Below are 24,185 nucleotides of genomic sequence, written 5' to 3' on the forward strand. Positions count from 1 at the left end.
GGAGGGTTGACTTCTGAAATGAGAACGGGTTCAACCGTGGATGGGAGCGCATCCTTCTCTGGCTGCGCATCAAATAATGTATACAGAGCGGGAGCAGCAACGGATAAAATGTCAGTCGTCTCTCACATGATCGGCAACAAGCCACTTATGAGCATTACAACAGACGCCGTCCGCACTGCGGAATCGTCAGCAATCCAAAGACAGTCTCTTGCGTCTGCGGTAGCCGACAAACTGCGCCAAAAGATCATTCGCGGCGAACTGCACGAGGGCGAACAGTTGCGCCAGGACGCCATCGCGGCTGAGTTCCAGGTCAGCCGCATTCCGGTACGCGAAGCGCTCCGCCACCTACAAGCCGAGGGGTTGATCACAATCGTGGCCAACCGCGGCGCCGTCGTCTCTGCGTTGTCACCCGAAGAAATCGGCGAACTGTTCGATATTCGTGCTGTACTGGAATGCCACGTTCTGAGGGAGGCAATCCCGAATTTTACCGATGAGGACTTCCGCAAGGCGGAAGAGATACTGAAGGGCTATGAGCAGGTAGTCGAGCAAGATACCGACATCAGTTCATGGGGACAGTGGAACTGGCAATTCCACTCCACTCTTTACGCCCCCGCTAATCGGCCTGTCCTCATCAATCTTTTGCGCACGCTGAACAACAATTCCGACCGCTACACGCGGCTCCATCTCGTGTTCACGCGCGACCTTCACCGCGCTGGCCGGGCACACAGGATCCTTCTGAATGCCTGCAAAACCAGGCAGCCGGATGTCGCTTGCGAAGCACTCTGGCACCACATAATTGAAGCGGGTCAGTATCTCCAGGACTTCATCAAGAGCCGCCGCGAGAAGTCGTAACGGCAAAACCAAAAACGACTCTCAAAGGCGTGAGTGACAGCACCGCAGGGTTGCGGGCTGACTGTGCTTGCGATTTACGGATGCTGTCGAAACGCCCCCCGCAGGTTCGGATTTCCGAATTACTCAGGTGCGGTATCTAAGGTCGTTTGATTCATCGCATTAGGGTTGCCGGTCTATTCCTTTATTTCGCTCGAAAACCCACGATAACGTAGCTCAACCGGGAGCAAAGAAAAGCATGGACGGCAGAGTGCATAAAGTATAAAGTTCGGAGTCGTTCCAAAACTCTGACGTGCAATCTGTTGTCGCGTGTCTCCATGGAAGTTGCTTTCTCGCGAAAGCGATGGCAGTGCCTCGGATCGAGGTCGGACCTTTGAATATATATGTGACGGTTCTGGCTCTACTTGTTGTTGTCCTCCTGGGAGTCAGTGTATTCCGCAGTCGCACGGTGAAGAGCAAAGCAGACTTCCTGGTTGCAGGCCGCAGTCTTCCCGCTTACGTCTTAGTTGCAACGCTGCTCTGTTCCTGGGTCGGTGCCGGAAGCTTGTTTGCGGGCGCCGAGAATGCCGCCAAGAATGGCTTTGCTGCATTGTGGCAGCCGGCCGGTGGGTGGATTGGCCTCCTCATCATTTACTTTGTGGCACCACGCGCTCGTAAGTTTGCGCAGTTTACCTTGCCAGACCTGCTTGAGACGCGCTACAACGCGGCCGCCCGCGTGCTCGGCACAATTGCGATTTTGTTCTCGTACACCGCGATTTGTTCGTACCAGTTCAGGGGCGGCGGCGACATTCTTCACTTAGCCACCGGAATTGATGCCACGGTTGGCATGTACATTGTGGCCGCCTTCGTGATCTTGTTCACTGCCTTGGCAGGGATGTCATCCGTCGCGTATGCGGATGTCGTCATCGGCATTCTTGTCACGGTTACGACCCTGATCGCCACGCCGATGCTGTTCTACGCAGCAGGTGGATGGGAAGGCCTGCACGCGGCGCTTCCGGCAGACCGGTTCCAGGTACTCGGACACGTGACGTTCACCCAGGCGATGGAGTTCTTCGTTCCGACGTTCCTGCTCATGCTCGGCAATCAGAGCATGTATCAAAAATTCTTTTCGGCCAAAGATGCGCGCGCCGCAAAAATTGCCGTCGGCGGATGGATCGTCGGAACGGTGTTCCTGGAGACGGTGATCATCGCGATTGCCGTCTTCGGCACGGCCCTCTACGGTACAAGGCCAGAGCTGATGGCGAGCCCTCGTGAGACCATCCCGTTCGTCGCCCGCCACGCGCTGCCATCATTCATGGGCGCACTGCTTATGGGGGCGGTTTTTGCCAAGGTGATTTCGACGGCGAACAATTACCTATTCTCGCCGGCGACCAATCTGGTCGAAGACGTTTATTCAAGATTCATCAACAAGAATGCGTCAAGCAAGCAAATCATTTTGCTGTCGCGCTTTGCCGTTGTAGGGCTCGGCGTGTTCGCGCTCATCCAGGGTGCTTATTGGACATCGGTGCTGGCAATGGCGCTGTATGCGTACACCATCTACTCTGCTGCGATTACGCCGGTTGTGATGTCGGCGTTCTTCTGGAAGCGCGCGACCGCAGCCGGAGCAGTCACTTCGATCGGGCTCGGGACGTTCGTCACCGTCGCCTGGAGCTATGGCGGCAAGCAGTTCCTGCCGGCTTCATGGGCGGCGCGCGACGCAATCTTCCCTGCGTTGATCGTCTCGCTGATCTCGCTGGTTGTGGTCAGCCTGATTACGAAGGCGCCACGGCGAGAGCAGTGGGCTCCGTTCTTTGACGAAGAGCCGCAGACAACAGAGCCAGTCGCCATCGCCGCGAAAGTAAAGTGAAGCAGGGGTTGCAAAACTTCGTCACGGAAGAAGCAATACGATGCGATCGATTCCTGAAATCCAGTCCGAGCTGCGAGCGCGCGGCATAGAAGCTTGGTTGTTCTGCGATCACCATCACCGCGATCCGATCGCTTATCGGATTCTCGGCCTTTCAGAGACCCTGAGTGTTTCGCGCCGCTGGTTTTATCTTGTCCCGGCGGAAGGCGAACCGGTCAAACTCGTTCATCGAATCGAGCCATTTCAGCTTGACGGACTTCCGGGACGCAAACTGGTCTATGCAGCGTGGGAAAAACTGGTCGGCAACCTGGAACAGATGCTCGCGCCATACCAGCGGATTGCGATGCAGTTCTCGCCGAACAACCTGATCTTCTATGTGTCGCTTGTGGATGGCGGAACGATTGACCTTGTGCGCAGCCTGGGCAAGGAGGTCATCAGCTCTGCAAACCTGGTGGCCACTTGCGAGGCGACCTGGACCGAAGCGCAGATTGCCAGCCATTTCGCAGCGCGAGATTCGATTGACTCAATCATGAGCGACGTTTTCCGGGAGATCGGACGCCGCGCCCGCAGCGGTGGGAGCAACGAATTCGAAATCCAGCAGTGGCTTGTCGAGGCCTTCAAGCGTGAGAACCTCGTAGCCGACGCGCCTCCGATCGTTGCCGTCAACCAGAACAGCAGCAACGCGCATTACGCGCCAACCGCCGAAAGCTCCGCCAGGATTGCAGAGGGCGATTTCATTCTGCTCGATATATGGGGCAAGAAGGACTGGCCCAACGCCGTCTATTACGACATTAGCTGGGTCGGCTACGTTGGGACGTCGGTTCCGGAGCGCATTCAGGGCATATTCGAGATCGTCCGGCAGTCGCGTGATGCGGGGATCAACAAGGTCCAGCAAACGCTTACAGCCGGCCGCACGCTACTGGGATGGGAAGTCGACAAGGAGTCGCGCGACGTCATCGAACAGGCGGGCTATGGCGCGTATTTCAACAACCGTACCGGACATTCCATCGGCACCGAGGTTCACGGCAACGGCGCCAACATGGACAACTTCGAGGTGCGGGACGAGCGCGAAGTCATTCCCAACACATGTTTCTCTATTGAGCCGGGGATTTATCTGCCCGAGTTCGGCCTGCGCAGTGAGGTGAACGTTCTCGTTCGAGAGCGCACAGCCGAAGTGACAGGGGAAGTGCAACAACAAGTCGTACTAATTTAACGCGGCGCTTGAGCGGTGCGGAGCCAAAACTTTATATGCGGAATCGTATAGCCAGCATTTCTCTTGTCTTTTCTTTAATCCTACCTGCGATGGTGTTGGCGCAGGGCACGTTGGAAGACTACAAACGGGCCGAGCGCTTCCTGCCCTGGAACGTGACAAAACTCGTACAGGAAGCGGACGTCAAGCCGCAGTGGATCGAGAAGTCAGACCGCTTCTGGTACCGTAGCGTAACGCAAAAAGGTAAGCAGTTCCTGGTCGTAGACGCAGCGAAGAAGACGCGCGAACCTCTATTCGATCACGCGAAACTCGCGGCCGCATTCTCCCGTGTCGCGGATAGGGAATATCACGCCGATAAGCTCCCGTTTGACGTGTTCGCGTACGACCCGAAAGCTCCCGACATCAAGTTCACGCACGCGGGAGTGCAGTGGCGTTGCACACTCGACACCTATAACTGCTTAAAGCTAAAGGACCGTCCGCGGCAACGTGGCGACGGCTTTTCACCGGACGGTAGATGGCAAGCCTTTGTCCGAGATCACAATCTTTGGGTCCGGTCGGTCAGCAACAACCAGGAGATTCGGCTGACCGACGATGGCGTCGAGAGCTACGATTACGCTACGCCGCTGCCCTCCGGCGGTGAACTGATTCAGCGCGCAGCAACCGGCGCCAAGCCGAATGTGGCGGTTTTCTGGGCTCCGGATTCAAGCAAGTTCGTCACCTATCGCATGGATTCGCGTTTCGCTCTGCGAATGACGACCATTCAGTCTGTCCCGCCGGACAGGCTTCGCCCGATCGCATACACATATGCTTACCCGCTCCCGGGTGAGGCGCTGTCCAGGGCCGAGCCGATAATTTTCGACGTCGAGCGAGGCCAGCGCATTGCCGTCCAAGCCGACCCCATCAGCATGGCATTCCAGGGCGGGCCCGGTTTCGAGTGGGACAAGGAAAGCAGGCACTTCTACTTCAACACCTCTGAACGCGGCTGGAAGCGGAACGTGTTGCACGAAACAGATTCCAGCACGGGCAAGACCCGCACGGTACTGGAAGAGGCGTCGGATACATTCGTGGATCCGGCAACGAACTTCATCGAGTCAGTCAATGATGCCTCCGAGTTCTTGATGGGTTCCGAACGCGATGGTTGGAACCACCTCTACCTTTTCGATGGCAAGACCGGCGAACTCAAAAAGCAGTTGACCAAGGGCGAGTGGGTCGTTCGCCAGATCGTGCAGATTAACGAAAAAGCGCGCCAAGTGTACTTCCTCGCGTCCGGCAGGGAAGCGGGCGAGGATCCATATCTGACGCATCTTTACTGTGTCAATCTGGATGGCACAGGCCTGAAAATGCTTACGCCCGAAGCTGCCAACCATGCGGCAATTGTTTCACCCTCGAACTCCTATTTCATCGACACGTACTCGCGGCCGGACCTGCCAACCAAGGTAGTCCTGCGGCGTACGTCTGATGGCGGAGTGGTCATGCCGCTTGAGGAGACGAACGCCAAGGAACTGCTAAAGACTGGGTGGAAGTATCCGGAAGCGTTCCACGGCAAGGGGCGCGACGGCAAGGTGGACATCTACGGGCTCATCTGGCGCCCGTCGAATTTCGATCCATCACGCAAATATCCCGTGATCGAACAGATCTACACGGGGCCGCAGTCATTCTTTGTGCCCAAGACGTTCGCTGCGTTCCGCAGCACGGCGCAATCGACGGCCGAACTTGGTTTCATCGTCGTAATGATCGATGGCCAGGGCACTGGCGGCCGATCTAAGGCGTTCCACAATTTTTCCTACAGGAACCTTGGTGACGGCGGCATTGACGACCACATCTCCGTGCTGAAGCAGATGGCAGAAAAATATCCCTACATGGACCTTGGACGCGTGGGACTGTATGGCGGTTCGGCCGGCGGATACGACACCGCTCATGCCATGCTGACGCATCCGAAGTTCTACAAGGTCGGCGTCTCGACATCGGCCAACCACGATCATCGCATGGACAAAGCGTGGTGGAATGAGCTCTGGATGGGCTACCCATTGGGCGATCACTACCGCGAGCAGTCCAACGTCACGATGGCCGGAAAACTTGAGGGGAAACTCTTCCTTGTTCATGGCGATCTTGATGACAACGTCAGTCCTTCGGCGACGCTCCAGTTTGCGGATGCGCTGATCAAGGCTAATAAGAACTTCGACATGCTGATCGTCCCCAACCAGTACCACGGGGAGGGCCGCAATCCTTACGTCATTCGCCGACGCTGGGACTACTTCGTGCAGAATCTTGCCGGTGTGGCCCCGCCCAGCGGTTTTGAAATCCAGCAAGAAGACAACGATCGCCGTGGCAATTAGCGCTCACGAACTCTCGCTGCGGAGGCGGTGAAAAGTGCACCATCGCATAATCAACTTCTGGTGAGAGCCAATCTGAGTAAACGGATACCGATCTTGAAGGCAGGCCGCAAATGCGGCGAACGGAAATTTCGGTTTGCATCGTAGAGGTCACGCAATGTCGGCCTGAGACTCTGCTTCGCGGAGCAGGGCGGTTGCGACTTGAATCGATAGGGCGGTCACGACGAACTTTGGGGCCATGAATTCGTCGCCCGGGACTAAGAAAAAAAGTCTATTGACAGCAGTGGGTACTTTGCATAGATTATGATTTTTGAGAAAACGTTTGCTATAACTATGTCGTTTAATAACTCGAACTAAGAGCTCCGGACGAAAAGGAGCAAGTCGCAACAGGTGGCAAATGCGGTTGACGTCGTTTTGTTCCGTCCGCTGCTTGATGGTGCATACATTATGCAGCCGGTGGAAAAGATGAAGGAGGCAGTATGGGTTTGAAACAGCGACACAGGATGTACCTTTGGTGGGGCAGCTTACTCGGATGCCTCTTACTCTGTTCTATTTTCTTTACTCCCGCAGCATTGGCACAGCAGTCTCAGGGCATGGTATCGGTGACTGTTGTTGACCCTAGCGGCGGCGTTATTCCGGGCGCTCAGCTGAAGTTGACCGATCTTGCCACGAACGATGTGCGTCAAGCCGTCACCCAGGACGCCGGTAACTATACGTTTGTGAACCTGAACTTTGGTTCTTACAAACTCACGGTCGCCAGGAATGGCTTCGAGACGCAATCTTACAATGTGGTGGTTCAAACCGCCCGAACGACCGACATCAAGGCTACGCTGAAAGTCGGATCCGCTGAGGTGGTCGTAGACGTGGAAGGCGGCGCTGCGCCGCTGGTCGAAACCTCTTCCAGCGCCACGTCCATTACGATCGACACGAAGATGATCGAAGACCTGCCGCTAGGCGGTCGCAACATCGCGCAATTGTCCAGACTGGCAGCCGGATATAACGGCACCTGGAACGGCCTGCCGACGATGGCGCAGGGAAGCAGCATGGACGGCATTATCGGCGTTTCGGGTCGCTGGAAGTACTCGTCTGGCGCCGATGCCAGCGCCGTTACTCCGCGCTTGGAAAACATCGCGGAAATGACAGTCAGCACCGATCAACTGGACCTGAACTCGGGGTTCGGTACGTCGAACATGCAGATCACTTACGTCACCCGGCGCGGCAGCAACGCTTTCCACGGAAGATTTTATGAAGACTTCCGGAACGACGCGCTGAATGCCAACCCGTGGCGAGTTTCAAAGAAGCCCAAGCTGATCCTGAATGAATTCGGCGCCAGCCTTGGCGGTCCGATTATCAAGGACAAGCTGTTCTTCTTCGCCAGCTTGTCCAATTCGAGACAGCCGGGGAGCAGAACTCTATACAACCAGTACTTCACGGACACTGCTCGGCAAGGCATTTACACGGCCGGCAATGGCAAGCAGGTCAACCTGTTCAATGTCGCTGCAGCTTACAACGCGGCGAATGGTACGAACCTTCCAACCTCTCTTAATTCGGTAATTAAGAATCGGCTCACCGAGATCGACGGCTATAGAGCGTCCGCCGGCTCGCCGGACCCTAGTGTCCAAGACGACCGGAATCTACTGCTATGGCAGTGGAATCAGACCAGCCCCGTTACCATCTACTATCCGACGTTTAGAATTGACTACAACTTGTCGCAAAACCTTCGTTTGAACCTTGCCTACAACCAAACGAAATCGAGCTCACCGGGCGCTTCTAATGCCTGGTGGCCAGGCGACGGTCGCATCGCAGACAACAAAAGCAATAACTTGACTGCCGCACTCGGATTAGAGTGGACCATCTCGCCCACTTTGATCAACCAGCTAAGACTTGGCTACCTCTACACTGCCGCGTGGTTCGGCACCGGAGGCTCCAGCGACTATAAAACCAACCCGACCGTTTTCTGGAACTACGGCGATTATGAGATGTCCGGCATGGTTTACAACATGCCGAACTCGCGTATGCAGCCGGTCATCAGCATGTCGGATAGCACCACTTGGGTGAAGGGCGCCCATACGTTCAGCTTCGGCTTCAACGCATACCGAGACCAGAACAAGTATTGGGATCCGCCAGAGGGCTTCCCCAACGTAGGACTGGGACTCGCAACGGGTGATCCCGCTCTGCAGGCAATCACGCAAAGTGTGCTGCAACAGAATGGCATCACTGACGCCGATGAGTTGGGGAATGCGCAGCAGTTGTATGCAGTTCTGACCGGGCGTGTCGATAGTGTATGGGGACGCCATGCGTATGACTCAAAAACCAATGCCTACGCGACAGACGTGCAATACTCGCGGCTGAATGAAGTCATGAAGTCTTGGGGTCTTTTCGCCCAGGACTCCTACAAGTTCAAACCCAACCTGACCATCAACTACGGCTTACGCTGGGATTTCGTTGGAGAGAACAAGGACATCACAGGCAAGTATCACTCCATGACGCCTGGAGATCTCTTTGGACCTTCCGGTGCTGGGAACCTCTTCCAACCCGGATTCCTGCCTGGCACCATGGACCCCGTGCTGACGCAGCGGGACAGCGCCTATGACCCTTGGAGGGTCACTCCGCAGCCTGCGATTGGTATTGCATGGTCTCCGAGGTCGTCAGGATCCTGGGTTGAGAAGCTGCTGGGCGGCAACGGTACGGTAGTTCGTGCCGGATATTCGCTCCGCCGGTTTACCGAACCGCAGCAGTTCGTTTGGGATATGGCTTCTGCCTACGGCGCGGGCTTCTATCAACCGTTCTATACGAACGCTGACACCTCCGGCCTGCCTGGAACCTTCATGCCAGGTAGCTTGCAGTTGGGCGCTCCGTACCCAACCTTCGTAAAATCACCCTCGGAGTACTCGAAAGTCATTCACCTTAATGAAGCGACTTTCGGCGATCCGAGCGCTGCCGGAATCGATCCCAAGATTCGCCAGCCGTACACTCAGTCCTGGAATTTAGGCATTCAGCGGGAACTGGGGGCGACGCGGGCAATCGAGGTTCGCTACAACGGGAGCCACACAATCCACCAGTGGATCGCCCAGAACATCAACGAAGTCAATATTTTCGAAAACGGGTTCCTGGACGAATTCAAGCACGCCCAGGCCAACTACAACATCAACAAGGCTAATGGCGTTAACTCGTTCGCGAATCTCGGCGCACCGGGGCAGTTCAACCTGCCGATCATGACCGCTGCTGGCGTTTCATTCACGGACAACAGCTTTATTACGAACCTGCAGCGCGGACAGGCTGGATCGTTCGCGGGCACTCTGACCCAGCCCGGGTACTTCTGCAACATGGTTGGCAGCTCGTTCGGGCCATGCGGCGCTAGCGCCGGTGCTGGCGCGGGTTATCCAATCAACTTCTTCGTAGCCAACCCGTTCGCTACCGGTGCATGGATGGGCGCGCCCTACATGACCGATAAGGGTTATTCCAATTACAACAGCTTGCAGCTTGAGTTCCGGCAACGGAACTGGCACGGGCTCACTTACACCGCGAACTATACCTGGAGTCACACTCTTGGCGTGGCCACCGCTGGCGACTGGATGGGCGGATACAAGCAGGAAACCATCCGCGACATCAAGTCCAGCTATGGCCCAGCCAATACCGATCGCCAAAACGTCGTACACGTCAATGCAACCTATGACCTGCCATTCGGTAAAGGGAAGCAGTGGCTGAACAGCAATGGCATCGTTGATAAGGTTTTGGGCGGATGGACTGTCTCGAGCATCTTGACGTGGCAGACCGGAGCTCCGTTCCGCATCAACGGCGCGAACAACACCTTCAACAATCTTTCGGACGGCGGAGTGGTTCTCAACGGTATCACCGCTGCCGATCTTCAGGACCATGTTGGTGTGTTCTACAATGCGGCAAACCAGGTAAGGTATCTCGATCCGACGTGGACCGCCGAGATGTTTGCCAAGGGTGCTATCACTTCCAATACGACGCCCGGAGAAATCGGTCAGATCATATATCTCCACGGTCCTCGCCAAACCTTTACGGATATCGGCATTTCGAAGTCAGCCGCCATCACGGAACGCGTCAAATTCAAGTTCCAGGCGGAACTCCTGAATGCCTTCAACCATCCGGTATTTGCATACAGCGGAAGGAGCGTCGGCAGCACGTCGGGCTTCGGATCGGCTGTGCTTCAATCCGGCACTCGTCCTCGCAACATCGAGTTCCGGGCAAATATCGAATTCTAACCTGACACTTTAACCTCGGGAGCCACGGAGTTCCTTACCGTGGCTTCCAGTTAATCTGCCTCCCTCGCGCAGCGTCCCATTCGCTTTCTCAGGAGTGGGGCGCTCTTTTTTTGAAGGGAACAGAGCACAAACTGCGGAATACATGTATCGACATTCGGGAATTGCAGACGACGCGGGGGCGGCGTTACGAGAAGGGAGCCTTGGAATTCTCGAGCGATAGTGCGCTACTGTTAGGAAGATGTGCAGTGCTGCGATTCCGAATAGGTGATACTACGCAACCGGCGTGGTGCTCCGCATCGGCCGGCTGCGTAGTGTCATTTCCGATTACTGCAGAACGTTTTGCGCGCCTGGCTTGTGGCTAGCAGGCGGTTTGAGTTCCTTGCCTTGGTAGACATCGACCACAATCTTGTGATCCGGATAAACGCGTCCGAGTAACTCATAGAGCTTGGGATCGTAGCGGAGCAGGTCCAACGGCGAATTAATGCGACGATCGCCATCTACATATTCGTAGTTGGAATGAAACCAGAACTGCGTTCCCTCTGCCCAGTACTCAGCCGGATTGGTCGCGCCATACGAATTCTTCCATAAGCCAAGCGCCATCGCGTCACGGTATGCCTGCTTAATATCTGCGCTGAGTTGGCGGTCGGCCTTGTCGATGCCCTGGTGTATAGCGTGTGAGAACTCGTGAACAAGGATGTTCTCGCCGAAGTAACGTGTCTCCGGATAGCCCAGTATGTTCTCTTCGGCACACGTCGTTGGATTGCCACCAAGCCCGCGCGCCCGTTTGTCCCAGTACTGCTTGTCCGTCATTTTGGCAATGACATCGTAGCGGGCACGTTCCCCCTCGGTGACTTGTTCGATCCTGGGCTTTTTCAGGTCGCGATGCTCAGGGATGTCGGTCGTCAACTCGGTTTGCGCCATGACGCCGACGCGCCACCGTTCCGCCACCATCGCACCGCGGATGTCAGGCCGATTGGAAAGCATGTGGATCACGATGTCCCGCGCTACCAGCAGGGCAGTGTCGGGGACCTTGTCGGAGCTAAGTATTGCGATCCCTGAAGCATCCGCGTACTTCTTGTAGAAGGGATTAACTTTCAGCGAATCCGGTGGGGCGCTGATGACCGCGGAGGCGTAATCACGAATCAACGGCTTGTTTTCGGCCGCGACCGCACAGCATGCCGAGCTAACGAGTAGTGCCAGTACAGCAACTTTATTTGTACGCATCATTCACTCGCTTTCAGTTGAGAACGATCCGGGTCACAATGCCTGGCGTCCTCTTCTATTGGTCAAAGACTGCTATTTACGGTTTCAACGAAATTGAGAGCACCGCCGTCACCGGCTGCAATTGTGAATTGCCGACGGTCGATTTCGTTGACAGTACTCAGTATAGCCGCTTATGGAAATCGTTTACTCAATTCTTGATGGGCCGAATTGTAAGCTCTTTTTGGATAGAAGTAGAACAGTTATTTACTTCGAATTGGCGATTGGAGCAAACGGTTACCTGCAACGCGAAACATCAGCAAAACCGCGGCGGTTGTGTGCCATCTTGAGCGGCCGAAACGCGATCACAAAATCGAGGCCGGGTAGATCGCGCAGCGCGCGACCGCTTTGGCCCAAGCGAATCTCGCTATGTGGGATTCGACAGCTTTCTCCGTGTGTTCGAAATGGTAACGCGGATCGGACTCTGGAACTGAACTCAGATCCGCGGAGTTTACTGGGCGCGGCCATAATCGAATTCGAAATTGTTTGACAAGTACAGTTGGGGCGAATATCGTTTTCTAAGTAAACGCTTACTCAGAGACGTGCTTCGCGCAAGAGCTGCACGTGCTCCTGAATGCGGCGAGAACCGAGCACGGCGAACGAACAAGAATCTTTAGTCAGCTAATCCGGCGGGTTGCGCATTTGTTCGGCTACTGCGAAGGCCCCCCGACATCACGAAGGAACGGCCATTATGGATTTCAAAGCAAGGGAACTTTGGTTTGTCACTGGAAGCCAGCACCTTTACGGTCCCGAGGCGCTGGAGAAAGTGGCTGGGCACTCACGTGAGATTGCCCGCACTCTCTCTGAGTCGGCCGCAATTCCGGTAAAGACGGTATTTAAGCCGGTGATGACGACGCCGGAAGCCATCTACGAGCTTTGCCTGGAAGCGAACGCCTCCAAGAACTGCGTCGGGCTCATCACCTGGATGCACACATTCTCTCCAGCGAAAATGTGGATTGCCGGGTTGAGTTCACTGAATAAGCCCTTCGCACATCTTCACACGCAATTCAACAGGGAACTGCCGTGGTCCACGATGGACATGGACTTCATGAACCTGAACCAGTCGGCGCACGGCGATCGCGAGTTTGGATTCGGCGTTAGCCGCATGAGAATGCAGCGCAAAGTTATTGTCGGGTTCTGGCAGGACGCAGATGTTCATGAGGAACTCGGCGCGTGGGCGAGGGCGGCCTGCGCCTGGCATGACTCGAAAAGCCTGAAAGTGGCGCGCTTTGGCGACAATATGCGTAATGTTGCCGTAACCGAAGGCGACAAGGTCGAAGCCCAGATCAAGTTGGGCTACACCGTGAGCGGGTTCGGAATGGGTGACCTCACGGCGTACATACGCAAGGTGACCGATGCCGAAACTGACAAGCTGGTATCGGAGTATGAAGGTGCATACACGGTTGCCGCATCGCTGCGCAAAGGCGGCGAAAAGCATTCTTCGCTGCGCGAGGCTGCACGGGTGGAAGTGGGACTCCGGGCATTTCTCGACAATGGCGGATTCAAGGCTTTCACCGATACCTTTGAGGACCTGCACGGCCTGCAGCAGCTCCCGGGCATCGCCGTCCAGCGATTGATGGACGATGGCTACGGCTTCGGCGCCGAAGGCGATTGGAAGACGGCCGCCCTTGTGCGCTCGATGAAAGTCATGAGTGCCGGCCTGAATGGTGGCACGTCGTTCATGGAGGACTACACCTACGACATGCGCGATGGCGGAAAGGCCCTTGGCTCGCACATGTTGGAAGTTTGTCCCTCGATAGCCGAAGGGAAACCTTCTGCCGAAATTCATCCATTGTCGATTGGCGGCAAGGAGGACCCGGTTCGGTTGGTGTTCACGGCGGGCAGTGGTCCGGCGTTGAACGCTTCCGTCGTGGATATGGGGGACCATTTCCGCATGATTGTGAATACGGTCAACGTGATTCCGCCCGAGCCGCTGCCTCATCTGCCAGTAGCCCGCGCCGTGTGGGTGCCGGAACCGAATCTGAAGGTCGCGGCGGGTGCGTGGATCCTGGCCGGAGGTGCACATCATACCGGCTTCAGCCAAGCCTTGACAGCCGAGCACATGGAAGATTTCGCCGAGATGGCAGGGATGGAATATTTGCTAATCGACGAGAACACGAGCTTGCGCGAATTCAAGAAAGAGCTCCGTTGGAACGACCTGTACTACCGCTGGTCGCATTAGGTTAGAACTCCCGCCGTACCGAGTCGCTGCAGACGATGGCAAATGTCGCCTGCAGCGACGGTATTCGGCTTGCATTCGCGTAACAGCTTCCTGGAAGAAACACCGTCCTAAGTAGCGGACGGAGCTTAGCAGTCACTGATTCGAATATGTACTGACGCGGAGAGTGCCTGATGAATGCACGAAGGTCAGTCTTAGGCGCAGCATTCGTTCTGCTTCTGCTTGTCACCGTGGCGGATTCCTCCCAGGTGGCACAACACACGATCCAAAAGGGAGACATACGTTTTGCCTACGACGATCGTGGCGTTTCGGCCCTTGCGCACCCCAACGATCCTTATGGCGCAGCGGTAACAATCCCAGAACGTTACCTCGGCCTGACGGTCCGATACTCAGTCGGCGGTGGCGAATGGAAAGACCTGGACGTGCAGCACTTCCGTTCGGACGCTTCTCCCCAGGCCGGAGTCGTCAGGTACACGACCTTGCCGGGCACGCCCCTGAAAGTCGTGCAGACTTTCAAAACTGACGGAAAGGCGCTCGATTGGAACATCGATGTCCATGCGGTAGGCAACTCAGCCGTGCGGGTTGGGGATGTTGCGATTGAAGTTCCTGTAAAGCGTCCGTCGGGGGAAGAACCCAAGGAAATTTTTGAACGAGGATTCCTTGGTCACCAGTTCATCTCTGGTGACGGATCGTTTCTCTACTTTGTGCGGGCCTCCGGCGCACCACCGTTTCTGATCGTCACGCCGCATCCCGGCACCAGGCTTGAGTACTTCGACACCGCGCAGAGACGAACGCGCTACTACATTCATTCCGGCTTGAGTGGAGGAAATGAACAACGCGGCACTTGGCGACAAGCGCATACATTTCTGGAACTCCGGCCGTCTGGAGCGAAGAACAGCACGGCGCATTATGGCTTCCGCTTTCGCTGGGCGAAGAGTTACGATGAATTGCGTGAAATCCTCTACGACGAGGGCCTCTTCGACATTCGCGCTATGCCCGGGATGTCCATTCCTGAGGATCTGAGCGCGCGCATCTCTCTGCACACGAAAGCGCGAATTGAGTCCATCGAAGCAGAGTTTCCGCAGCAGACAAAGATTACGAGCTTAGGCGAGCGCCTGCCCGGACATCACCTGTATGAATTCAGCTTCAAGCGGCTCGGCGAAAACAAGCTAACGATTCATCACGATGGCGGGCGAAAGACCTACCTCGAATACTTCGTTACGGAACCGATCGAAACTCTCATAAAGAAGCGCAGCGCGTTTCTTATCGGGCGTCAGCAGATACGCGATGGTTCCAAGTGGTGGAACGGCGTATTTGCACCTTACGATATGAAAAACAAGGTCCTGCGCACACCTGAAGATCCGGACATCTTCAAAGGGCGCATGTCCTACGTGTTGACCTGCGATGATCCCGGCCTGAGCAAGGCTCCATATATCGCCGCGAAGAACGTTGCCTATCCCGACCAGGGTGAAATTGAAGCCCTTGAGTACTACCTGGAGCACTTCGTGTGGGGCAAGCTTCAGCGCACGGGCGAGGAAACCCCGTACCCGTATGGGGTTTACGGCACTCCCGACTGGTACACGAACCGAGATCCTGAGCGACGCGCGAAAATTAGCAAAACAAACCTGGACAAAGTTCACGTCTGGCGCTCGTACGACTACCCTCACATCGTGATGCTGTACTACCACATGTACGAGATCGCGAAAAAGTATCCGCACATGTCGAAGTATCTCGACGCGGCAGGATATCTCCAGCGGGCGTACCAGACCGCACGAGCTTTCTACACGTACCCTTACGAGCTGATGCCGGACTACTACGAGACATCCAAGTGGGGTCTCTACAACGAACTGATCGTGCTTAAGCTGGCCGCCGCGCTGGAACGTGAAGGGTTTTCAGGACAGGCCTCATGGTTAGGCTCGGAGTGGGAGAAGAAGGTCAAGTACTTCGTTTACGACGATCCTTATCCATTCCGCTCGGAATATGCTTTCGATCGCACGGCCTTCGAGTCCAGCTATGCGCTGGCAAAATACGGTGCGACGCACGACATGAAAGCTGACAAGAATCTCTGGTGGGATATCAAGCTGAAGAAGTGGTATTCGCATCCGGTTGTATCGACGCAGGATTCGCGTGCCTTCATGGATCGCCAACTTGCATCGGGGCTAAGCGTGAGGGGCTGGCTTGAGGCCTCTTACTATCAGCTCGGTGCAGACCCCGGATTGAGTTACATGGCCGCTATGGGTGGATGGGGAATTCTGGACTACGCCCTGAACTTCTCGCCCCAACCTAACGACTGGGTACAGCTCGGATACGCGTCATATCTCAGCTCGTGGAGCCTGATGAACACAGGCAGGTCCGACACAAACTACGGCTTCTGGTTTCCGGGCAAGGAGAACGACGGTGCCGCCGGTTGGCAGTTCATGTCCGCCAAGCACGGGAACGCCTGGATGGGTGCGGACGTTCCCCGCGGACCGTGGCATTACGACGGCGAAATTGATTTGGGCTTCGCCGGCGCACTACGTATGGCTTCTACCGTCCTGACTCACGACCCGGTCTTTGGCTGGACGGCTTACGGCGCGGAACTTTCCGAAAAAGGTGAGACGTTCACAATCATGCCGCGCGATGGCTTGCGTCAGCGGTTCGCGGCCGTTCTTCCCGATGCAAAGCTTCCATTTGCAGGGGTGCGACGTTTCAAACTTGAGGTTGACCGCGACGGCTTCAGCGCAACGCAACCGATGATTACGGACAGGAAATTCGACAAGCTGCTCTTTACTCTTGATAACAGGACTCAGGATGCGCATTCCACGCTCATTCGAGTTTCATTCCCTCCCGGTGAGCACTACGAACTGACACAGGATGGACAAAAGGTTTCGCTGAAGGCTACAGGGGATTGGGATTATCCATGGGAGGCCGAAGTAAAAATGGGCACTGGGGCTTCAGAAATCAATTTCTTCCGGAGCACTCAACAGTGAAAAGGAATCGCGTCGATCGAGGCACACAGAGAACAGCAAGCAGGAATGCCCTGCGGTCACCGTGTGGTCAATAGCGCCGGATCAAGTACATAAGGAATGAGATGAACAAGACAGTGTTTTCGCCAGCGAAGACGATCACGAAGCACGTCGTCATATTTTTGAGCGCAATTATCGGTCTGCAAACGCTTGTCGTAGCCCAGGACAAGCCTGAGGCGCCACCCACTCCCGGCCCTATGCTCAGCCAGGGCATCGTCGACCTGGACACTCCTGACTTTGCTCTGAAACTCGTGCGCTCGTCGCAGACGCTCGCCGCGCTGAAGCCAAAGGCGGATGCCGCCGGCTTCGATTTCGCTCCGGGCGACATTCTCATTGAACGCTCGAAGGACGGCTACTATCACCTTGGTGATCTCGACCTGCGCGTTCGCAAAGGCACCTCAGGCGAATGGAAGAGCTATTCGACTGCGGTTGCACGCACTCCGGTTACGGCGCTTCCTACCTCGGGCAATGTCCTTGCTGCCGCCGCTTTGAACCCCACGCTGCCGCCGGATTTCCCGCTGCATGTTACCCGCATATGGGCGGTGGATGGCGGCAAACTCGCGCTGCGCTTCGTACTGAAGAACGAAGGCACGGAGGCGGTCCAGGTTGGCGCGCTCGGCATCCCGATGGTCTTCAATAACGTGATCAACAAACGCTCGCTGGAGCAGGCGCACGCCGCGTGTTCGTTCTTCGATCCATATATCGGACGTGATGCCGGCTACTTGCAGGTGACGCGGTTAAACGGACATGGCCCCGCGTTGGTGGTGGTGCCGGACGGGCAAACGCCCTTTGAGGCTTATAACCCAATTCTGAACCCAAGGCGCGGCGGCAGTGGATCCACTCCCATCTTTACAGACCCCACCCCTCGCGGCATGACCTTCGAAGGTTTTTTCGATTGGATGGTTCACAGCCAGGCATATGCCGAAAATGAGTGGAAGGCAGCCGAGCAGTGGAATGCCCCTACCATGCTGACGCTGGCCCCCGGCGAGTCAAAGACCTACGGAATCAAGTTTCTCGTTTCCGAATCGATCCGCAACATAGAAAAGACGCTGGCCGCAAATAACAGGCCCGTTGCCGTGGGAGTCCCCGGTTACGTGCTGCCCACGGACATCGACGGACGCCTGTTCCTGCAGTATGGGAAAGACGTGAAATCTCTCAACGTTGAGCCTGCGGGTGCGGTTGTTATCAGCAAGGAACAGCCGACGGCGCCTGGGTGGAAGGTTTTCAGTGTGAAGGGGAAAACCTGGGGACGCTCTCGCCTGACCATCACATACGCCGATGGCCTGGTACAGACGATCCAATACTTCGTCACCAAGCCGCATCAACAGGCCGTGGCTGACATGGGCAACTTCCTGACGACGAAGCAATGGTTTGTCGATCCCAAAGACCCCTTCCACCGCAGTCCTTCCGTGATGAGCTACGATCGCGAGGCGAACCGGATCGTCGATCAGGAAAGCCGTGTGTGGATTGCCGGCCTGGGCGATGAAGGCGGGTCTGGCTCGTGGCTGGCCGCATTCATGAAACAGTTGGGCCAGCCGAATAAGGAAGAGATCGACAAGCTGCAGCTATTCGTGGACGAAGTACTCTGGGGCGGGTTGCAGTTCAAAGACGGCCAGCACCCGTACGGCGTGCGCAAGAGTCTCTTCTACTACGAGCCCAACGAGATGCCCGCTAACTATTATCGGAGCGATATCAACTGGAAGTCGTGGACGAGTTGGAACAAGAAGGCGTCCATGTCAGTTGAGCGGTCGTTCAACTATCCGCACGTTGCGGCCGCGTATTGGGTCTTCTACCGCCTGGCCCGAAACAACCAGGGGCTCGTCACTAACCATCCTTGGGATTGGTATCTGCATCATGCGTACGAGACCTCGATGGCCATGGTCAAATATGGTCCCTACTACGCCAGGTTCGGCCAGATGGAAGGAGACATATTCGTTCAGATATTGACCGACCTCAAGCGTGAGGGCATGAACACCGAAGCGGGAAAACTCGAAGCCGACATGAAGAAGCGCGCCGACCGATGGAAGGAAGAAAAGTTCCCGTTCGGCAGTGAGATGCCATGGGACTCGACCGGACAGGAAGAAGTCTATGCGTGGACGAAATACTTCGGCTATGAAGACAAAGCAAACGTCACGCTGAACGCGATTCTCGGCTACGACCCGACCGTGCCACATTGGGGTTATAACGGGAGCGCACGCCGCTTCTGGGATTTTCTTTATGGCGGCAAGTACAGCCGGATTGAGCGCCAACTCCATCACTACGGTTCCGGAATGAACGCTATACCCGTGCTAGGCGAGTACCGTGAGCATCCAGAAGACCTCTACTTGCTGCGCGTTGGCTACGGCGGCACCATGGGCGCAATCACTAATATCGACCAGGAAGGTTTCGCGTCCGCGGCTTTTCATTCCTTCCCGGACATGCTCAAGTTCGACCCGCTGACTGGCGACTACGGTCCAAACTTCTTCGGCCACGCTTGGAACACAGCAACGTACGTTGTCCACACTCCGGAGTTCGGCTGGATGTCGTTTGGCGGCAATGTTAAGAGCGAGGGTAAAACTATTAAGGTCACCCCGCTGGACTCATTCCGCACGCGCGTCTACATAGCTTCCGCAGGATTGTGGTTGACACTCGACTCGGGAAAATTTGACGCCATCGAGTTGGATGCTGTGACCGGAACCGTGCGCGTTGGGCTCGCTCCTTCGACACAGTTCACACACTCAGCGGGCTTACGCGTGGAGCAACCCGGAAAGGCAAAGAGCGGCTACGGCCCGCGCGGACAGTTCGTGATGGAGCGCGACGCATATGTCGTCCCTTTGAGCCAAGAGACAACGTGGGTAGAACTTAACGTTAAGAAGTAATCGTCGATCTGATCGCTGTCGCGTTCTAAAAAACAGGGCTGAGAGCATCTTGCTCCCAGCCCTGCTTTATCCACTCTCCATCTGCTTGAAGCAAACTCTACGCAAAAAAGCTCCTTCGACTCGGGTTGGGACCCTCTGTCAGGAAGACAGGCTAGCTGTGTGGTGCTGGTCTGCGTAGGCCTCCGTATGCACTCCCGCTACGGCCCGTCCTGAAGGATCGACTATCCCTTGCAGAGCCTTGTCCCACTTCAACGCGGTCTCGGTACTGCATGCAACGCTGCGTTCCCACGGAACGCAGTTGACCGCAGTTGCGGAGGGGAAGTGCTGTTCGAAGATTTGCCGATAGAGGTACGCCTCTTTTGTCTCAGGAGACTTCAACGGAAAGCGCTCTGCCGCTCCACGCATCATGTTGTCGGTGATTTCTTTTTCGGCAGCGGCCTTCAACGCGTCGATCCAGCCGTACCCAACTCCGTCGGAGAACTGCTCCTTCTGCCGCCACAGAATCTCCTCGGGGATATAGCCCTCAAACGCCTTGCGAAGCGGCCACTTCTCGATCGCTGATGGGTGACGTGCATTCCTCGGCAGCTTGATCTCCGGAGCGAGTGTCATCGCGACATCGAGGAATTCACGATCCAGGAATGGAACGCGCGCCTCAACTCCCCACGCGGCGCTTGATTTATTGGCGCGAGCGCAGTCGTAGAGATGGAGCTTGTTCAGCTTGCGAATGGTTTCGTCGTGCAATTCGCGGCCATCCGGCGCCTTATGGAAGTAGAGATATCCGCCGAACACCTCGTCAGAGCCTTCGCCGGAGAGAACCATTTTGATGCCCATGGCACGAATCTTGCGCATGAGCAGATACATCGGAGTGGAGGCGCGGATCGTCGTGATGTCGAAGGTCTCCGTGTGATAGATCACGTCGGAGAGCGCGTCGAGACCTTCTTGCACCGTGAAGTGAATTTCATGGTGAACGGAGCCGATATGCTCAGCGACTTTGCGCGCCGGGATGAGATCGGGTGCATCTTCAAGACCAATGGCAAACGAGTGCAGGCGCGGCCACCATGCGGGACTCTTGTCCTCTTCCTCGACGCGGTTGGCGCTGTACTTGGCTGCAATCGCGGCGATGATGGACGAATCCACGCCGCCGGAGAGCAGCACGCCATACGGGACGTCGCACATCAGTTGCCGATGCACCGCACTCTCGAGCGCAGAACGCAACTGCGCGGGATCGTAGTCATTTGTAGGATAAGCCGCAGCGTCGGCCCACGCCGGACGATAGTACCTCTGGAACCCCTTCTCCGGCTCGCTGCCGAGCAAGTAGTGTCCAGGCGGGAACTCGCTTATGCGTTCGCAGACGCCGGCAAGCGCCTTCATCTCGGATGAGACATAGAGGTGCTCGTGGCGGTCCCATCCGAGGTAAAGCGGGACGACTCCGATCGGGTCGCGCGCAATGAGGAAGTCGTTCCGGCGCGGATCGTAGAGCACGAACGCAAAGATGCCGTTCATGCGGTTGAGAAACTCCATCGGATGAAACTCGTCGTAGAGGTAGAGGATGACCTCACAGTCGGATGAAGTACGGAACTCGTGCGCGTCCTTTAGCGCGCTTCGGAGGCGCTTGTGGTTGTAAATCTCTCCGTTCACGGAAAGAGTGTTGCAGTTTCGCGGGTCGATCAATGGTTGCGCCCCATGTTCAACATCGACGATGGAGAGGCGTTCGTGGGCGAGAATCGCGCGCGGATGACTATAGATGCCGCTCCAGTCAGGGCCGCGGTGCCGAAGCTTCTTGGCCATCGCCAAAGCTCGCTTGCGTAACTCGGCGCTGTCGTCGCGAGTGGGATCAATATTGAGTATGGAGAGAATGCCGCACATAAGGCCTCGATTCTGAGAAATCGCTAAGAAAACATGGAATAAGCAGCAAAAGAAAACCCCCGACCGCTTTCGCGAATCGGGGGTGGGAACCTTGTCGAGTGCTGTTGGGGGTTTAGCCCATGCCCTCGCCGGCCCCCGCACGATTCGCGCGGAGGAGGCAATTATTATTATTGCTGTTGAGGCAAGAAGGCATGTTATTAGCTAGTCAATCATCGTACAAATGTGAGTCCGCCGTCAAGATAAGCTGGTCGGATCATGAAGAATCGCCGCTTGAAATCCGCCGTTGGGGTTGTCAAGCGCCCGTTCCAACGCGATTCCAGGCAAGCGCTCAACCAAACTTTCCGCGCCGCCTCAGACGAACTACTGAGGGATCTTCGCCAGCATGATTTCGATCAGCTTCAAATCGACTACGTCCATAGATCGGCTAAGCTGTGCAAGATTCTCGATCGTTTGCTCTGCCGTGTTCGCAACGATACCGTTGTCGTCCGGAACCTCAGCCTTGCGCATCGCCAGCGACGCCGCGCGTACGGCCATGTCGGCGGCGCTGCTCACCTTGAGCGCGCAACCGACCTTGGCACCGTCGCAGATCATTCCCGTGAGCGTCGCGGCCATGATTTTGATGGCCCGCTCCACATCTTCAACGCCTCCGCCCATCACGTACGTCAATCCACACGCCGCGCCAGTACCTGCCTTAATCGCTACGCCACATAACCCGGAGAGATAGCCGACGTAAGTCGTGATGTACATCGTCAAAAGGTGAGAAAGCGCAAGCGCCTTCAGCAAGCGTTGCTCATCGAGCAAGTGCATGCGAGCGTAGGCCACGACGGGAATCGTCGCGACGATGCCCTGGTTGCCCGACCCGCATGAGGTCATGATCTCCACCGGATAACCGGCCATACGCGCGTCGCTGCCGGCCGCCGTTAAACTCGACACGTACTGCGAAACACTCACGGGCGCGCCGCCCGATGTACCGAAAAATCCAGCGCCGATTCCCATCGGACTCGTAAGTCCTGCCTTGCACGCGGTCACATTCTTCTCTATCGTTTCGCGGAGCAACGACAGCACGCCTGCGGGCAGATCTTCTACGAGAGCCATCAACTCAGATAAGTTCATGCCCTTGAGCGCTTTCACCTCTGGAGAATACCGGGCAATTCCTGTTGCTATAGTGTCGCAACCATGGATGGCGGCGCCATTCCGCTTCAGGCAAGTGATGTTCGAGTGTTCATCCCGAATCGTGCACTCGCCTCTCCCACCCTTCAACTCCACTTCAACCTCGATAAACAGATCCGAGGGAGCCTCCTCGGAGATGGAGACCTGTACTCTGTTCGAGCGGACCAGGGCATCGGCAGAGCGGATAAGTTCGGCATCGAGGTTCTGAAACAGGCCCATGCCTTGTCGCGGATCGCAGAAGACGCCCAGCGCCGCAGACATAACGATGCCTTTGCGGCCTTCGGCATTCGGAATCAAGATGGCGAACGCATTCTTGAATATGTTTCGACTCACGCGCATCCGAATCGCGCTCACATCTGCTTCCTTCACCGTCGGCAACGGGAGCACCTTTGAGTTCGGCGTCCATCCGGCGGAAGCCTGCACCGCTGCCGAAGCCGCCAGTGCCACCGCAACCGGCTCGGTGCATCCCAAGGCCGGCTTGAGGATTTGGTGGAACAGAAATTCGAGATTCATACCCGGGGCCCTTTTCGACTTTGTTGCGACCGCGATTTTCACTTCGGTTTCAACGAATCTTGTTAGTTGTTGATTAGCTAATAGTAATCAATATTTACCGAATTATCGAGCCGGTGCTGCTGCTTATCTTGAAGGAAAAGGGGCACTCCTACGGGTACGAATTGTCGGAGCGCCTTGGAGACTATGCGTTAACAGATCCTCAGATCGAACGCACCGCGCTGTACAGAACTCGCACAAAAGAATGCTGTGACAAGCCTCAGCATTGTTCCTTCATGTCACGGTCGTGATGCTCAATCGTCATCATGATCGCGCCGCACGATAGACGAAGTCTTTGGTACCTTGACCCCTAAATCGGAGTCGGACTGTGCTGTATGCTGGCTGGAAGCCCCGTACGCGGACCCCGCGTTGTATACGTAAACGAGCTGGCCGCCGGCATGACCAGCGCGCAAAGCTGCTCCCGCGACTACGAAGGTGCTCACTACCGTCGCTGCTGTAAAAGCACGAACGACAGAAGGCCGGCGAGATGCTACCGGGAGGAGTGCTATGCCGAGCGTTATACCAGCAGCCCACAGAAATTGCGTTGCCAGCGACTCGTGCTCATGTAGCGCCTGTTTCGGAACGGCGGATTCAACACGATCCTCTTCACGTTCGCCGGTATTCATTGCAACCAGGCCGCCTGCAACGAGTAGCGCCTGGAGAAAAACGATCATGAACCAGCTGCGTGCCCGGATATGTCCTTTCCAGATCGCCCAGGAAAATCCGATCGCGAGCAATGGAACCACAAAAGCCAGCCCAAGGGGCAGGTGTACCAGCGCGGGATGCAAAGGTGTCGTCACGGTGTTCTCCTCCACTTTGGCGCATAATGAA

12 protein-coding genes are annotated in these 24,185 nt (G+C 56.2%); 8 read left to right on the top strand and 4 right to left on the bottom strand.

What is annotated here, in order from left to right:
* The first annotated feature begins 108 nt into the window (after window positions 1–108).
* The 5 genes from VN622_13115 to VN622_13135 all read left to right on the top strand — a co-directional run bounded on the left by VN622_13115 (window position 109) and on the right by VN622_13135 (window position 10,467).
* Entirely contained in the window at window positions 109–852 is a 744-nt protein-coding gene (locus VN622_13115; protein HWR36803.1) for a GntR family transcriptional regulator, read from the top strand.
* Window positions 853–1,297: 445 nt separating this feature from the next.
* On the top strand, window positions 1,298–2,695 hold the full coding sequence (locus VN622_13120; protein HWR36804.1) for a sodium:solute symporter family protein: 1,398 nt from the start codon (window positions 1,298–1,300) through the stop codon (window positions 2,693–2,695).
* Window positions 2,696–2,735: 40 nt separating this feature from the next.
* A complete protein-coding gene (locus VN622_13125; GenBank protein ID HWR36805.1) occupies window positions 2,736–3,905 on the top strand; it encodes a M24 family metallopeptidase in 1,170 nt (389 codons plus the stop codon).
* Window positions 3,906–3,940: 35 nt separating this feature from the next.
* The gene (locus VN622_13130) at window positions 3,941–6,238 is read left to right on the top strand and encodes a DPP IV N-terminal domain-containing protein (protein HWR36806.1); all 2,298 of its coding nucleotides are present in this window, start codon (window positions 3,941–3,943) and stop codon (window positions 6,236–6,238) included.
* A gap of 590 nt (window positions 6,239–6,828) precedes the next feature.
* Window positions 6,829–10,467, top strand: coding sequence for a TonB-dependent receptor (locus VN622_13135; GenBank protein HWR36807.1), 3,639 nt, complete (start codon window positions 6,829–6,831; stop codon window positions 10,465–10,467).
* Window positions 10,468–10,791: 324 nt separating this feature from the next.
* Here VN622_13135 and VN622_13140 read toward each other — a convergent pair whose 3' ends face one another.
* Complete coding sequence (locus VN622_13140; protein ID HWR36808.1) at window positions 10,792–11,694, bottom strand: glycoside hydrolase; 903 nt, start codon at window positions 11,692–11,694, stop codon at window positions 10,792–10,794.
* Window positions 11,695–12,418: 724 nt separating this feature from the next.
* Between VN622_13140 and araA the strand changes: the two genes are divergently transcribed.
* The 3 genes from araA to VN622_13155 all read left to right on the top strand — a co-directional run bounded on the left by araA (window position 12,419) and on the right by VN622_13155 (window position 19,769).
* On the top strand, window positions 12,419–13,909 hold the full coding sequence (gene araA, locus VN622_13145; protein HWR36809.1) for an L-arabinose isomerase: 1,491 nt from the start codon (window positions 12,419–12,421) through the stop codon (window positions 13,907–13,909).
* A gap of 170 nt (window positions 13,910–14,079) precedes the next feature.
* Window positions 14,080–16,875, top strand: a complete 2,796-nt coding sequence (locus VN622_13150; GenBank protein ID HWR36810.1) for a DUF5695 domain-containing protein — start codon at window positions 14,080–14,082, stop codon at window positions 16,873–16,875.
* 101 nt (window positions 16,876–16,976) lie between these two features.
* Complete coding sequence (locus tag VN622_13155) at window positions 16,977–19,769, top strand: DUF5695 domain-containing protein (GenBank protein ID HWR36811.1); 2,793 nt, start codon at window positions 16,977–16,979, stop codon at window positions 19,767–19,769.
* Window positions 19,770–19,907: 138 nt separating this feature from the next.
* On the opposite strand, the gene asnB is transcribed toward VN622_13155, so the two are convergent.
* The 3 genes from asnB to VN622_13170 form a co-directional block, all read right to left on the bottom strand.
* Entirely contained in the window at window positions 19,908–21,635 is a 1,728-nt protein-coding gene (asnB, locus tag VN622_13160) for an asparagine synthase B (protein ID HWR36812.1), read from the bottom strand.
* Window positions 21,636–21,995: 360 nt separating this feature from the next.
* On the bottom strand, window positions 21,996–23,318 hold the full coding sequence (locus VN622_13165; protein HWR36813.1) for an L-serine ammonia-lyase, iron-sulfur-dependent, subunit alpha: 1,323 nt from the start codon (window positions 23,316–23,318) through the stop codon (window positions 21,996–21,998).
* 290 nt (window positions 23,319–23,608) lie between these two features.
* Window positions 23,609–24,154: a hypothetical protein gene (locus VN622_13170; GenBank protein HWR36814.1), complete on the bottom strand. Its 546-nt coding sequence runs from the start codon at window positions 24,152–24,154 to the stop codon at window positions 23,609–23,611.
* Between the last annotated feature and the right edge of the window lie 31 nt (window positions 24,155–24,185).

The sequence above is a fragment of the Clostridia bacterium genome (assembly GCA_035561135.1).
Taxonomy (GTDB): Bacteria; Acidobacteriota; Terriglobia; order Terriglobales; family Acidobacteriaceae; genus DATMYA01.

Coding starts and splice junctions, on each gene's coding strand:
- VN622_13115 (HWR36803.1), top strand. CDS start 109: ATGTCAGTCGTCTCTCACATGATCGGCAACAAGCCACTTATGAGCATT.
- VN622_13125 (HWR36805.1), top strand. CDS start 2,736: ATGCGATCGATTCCTGAAATCCAGTCCGAGCTGCGAGCGCGCGGCATA.
- VN622_13130 (HWR36806.1), top strand. CDS start 3,941: ATGCGGAATCGTATAGCCAGCATTTCTCTTGTCTTTTCTTTAATCCTA.
- VN622_13135 (HWR36807.1), top strand. CDS start 6,829: ATGGTATCGGTGACTGTTGTTGACCCTAGCGGCGGCGTTATTCCGGGC.
- VN622_13140 (HWR36808.1), bottom strand. CDS start 11,694: ATGATGCGTACAAATAAAGTTGCTGTACTGGCACTACTCGTTAGCTCG.
- araA (HWR36809.1), top strand. CDS start 12,419: ATGGATTTCAAAGCAAGGGAACTTTGGTTTGTCACTGGAAGCCAGCAC.
- VN622_13150 (HWR36810.1), top strand. CDS start 14,080: ATGAATGCACGAAGGTCAGTCTTAGGCGCAGCATTCGTTCTGCTTCTG.
- VN622_13155 (HWR36811.1), top strand. CDS start 16,977: ATGAACAAGACAGTGTTTTCGCCAGCGAAGACGATCACGAAGCACGTC.
- asnB (HWR36812.1), bottom strand. CDS start 21,635: ATGTGCGGCATTCTCTCCATACTCAATATTGATCCCACTCGCGACGAC.
- VN622_13165 (HWR36813.1), bottom strand. CDS start 23,318: ATGAATCTCGAATTTCTGTTCCACCAAATCCTCAAGCCGGCCTTGGGA.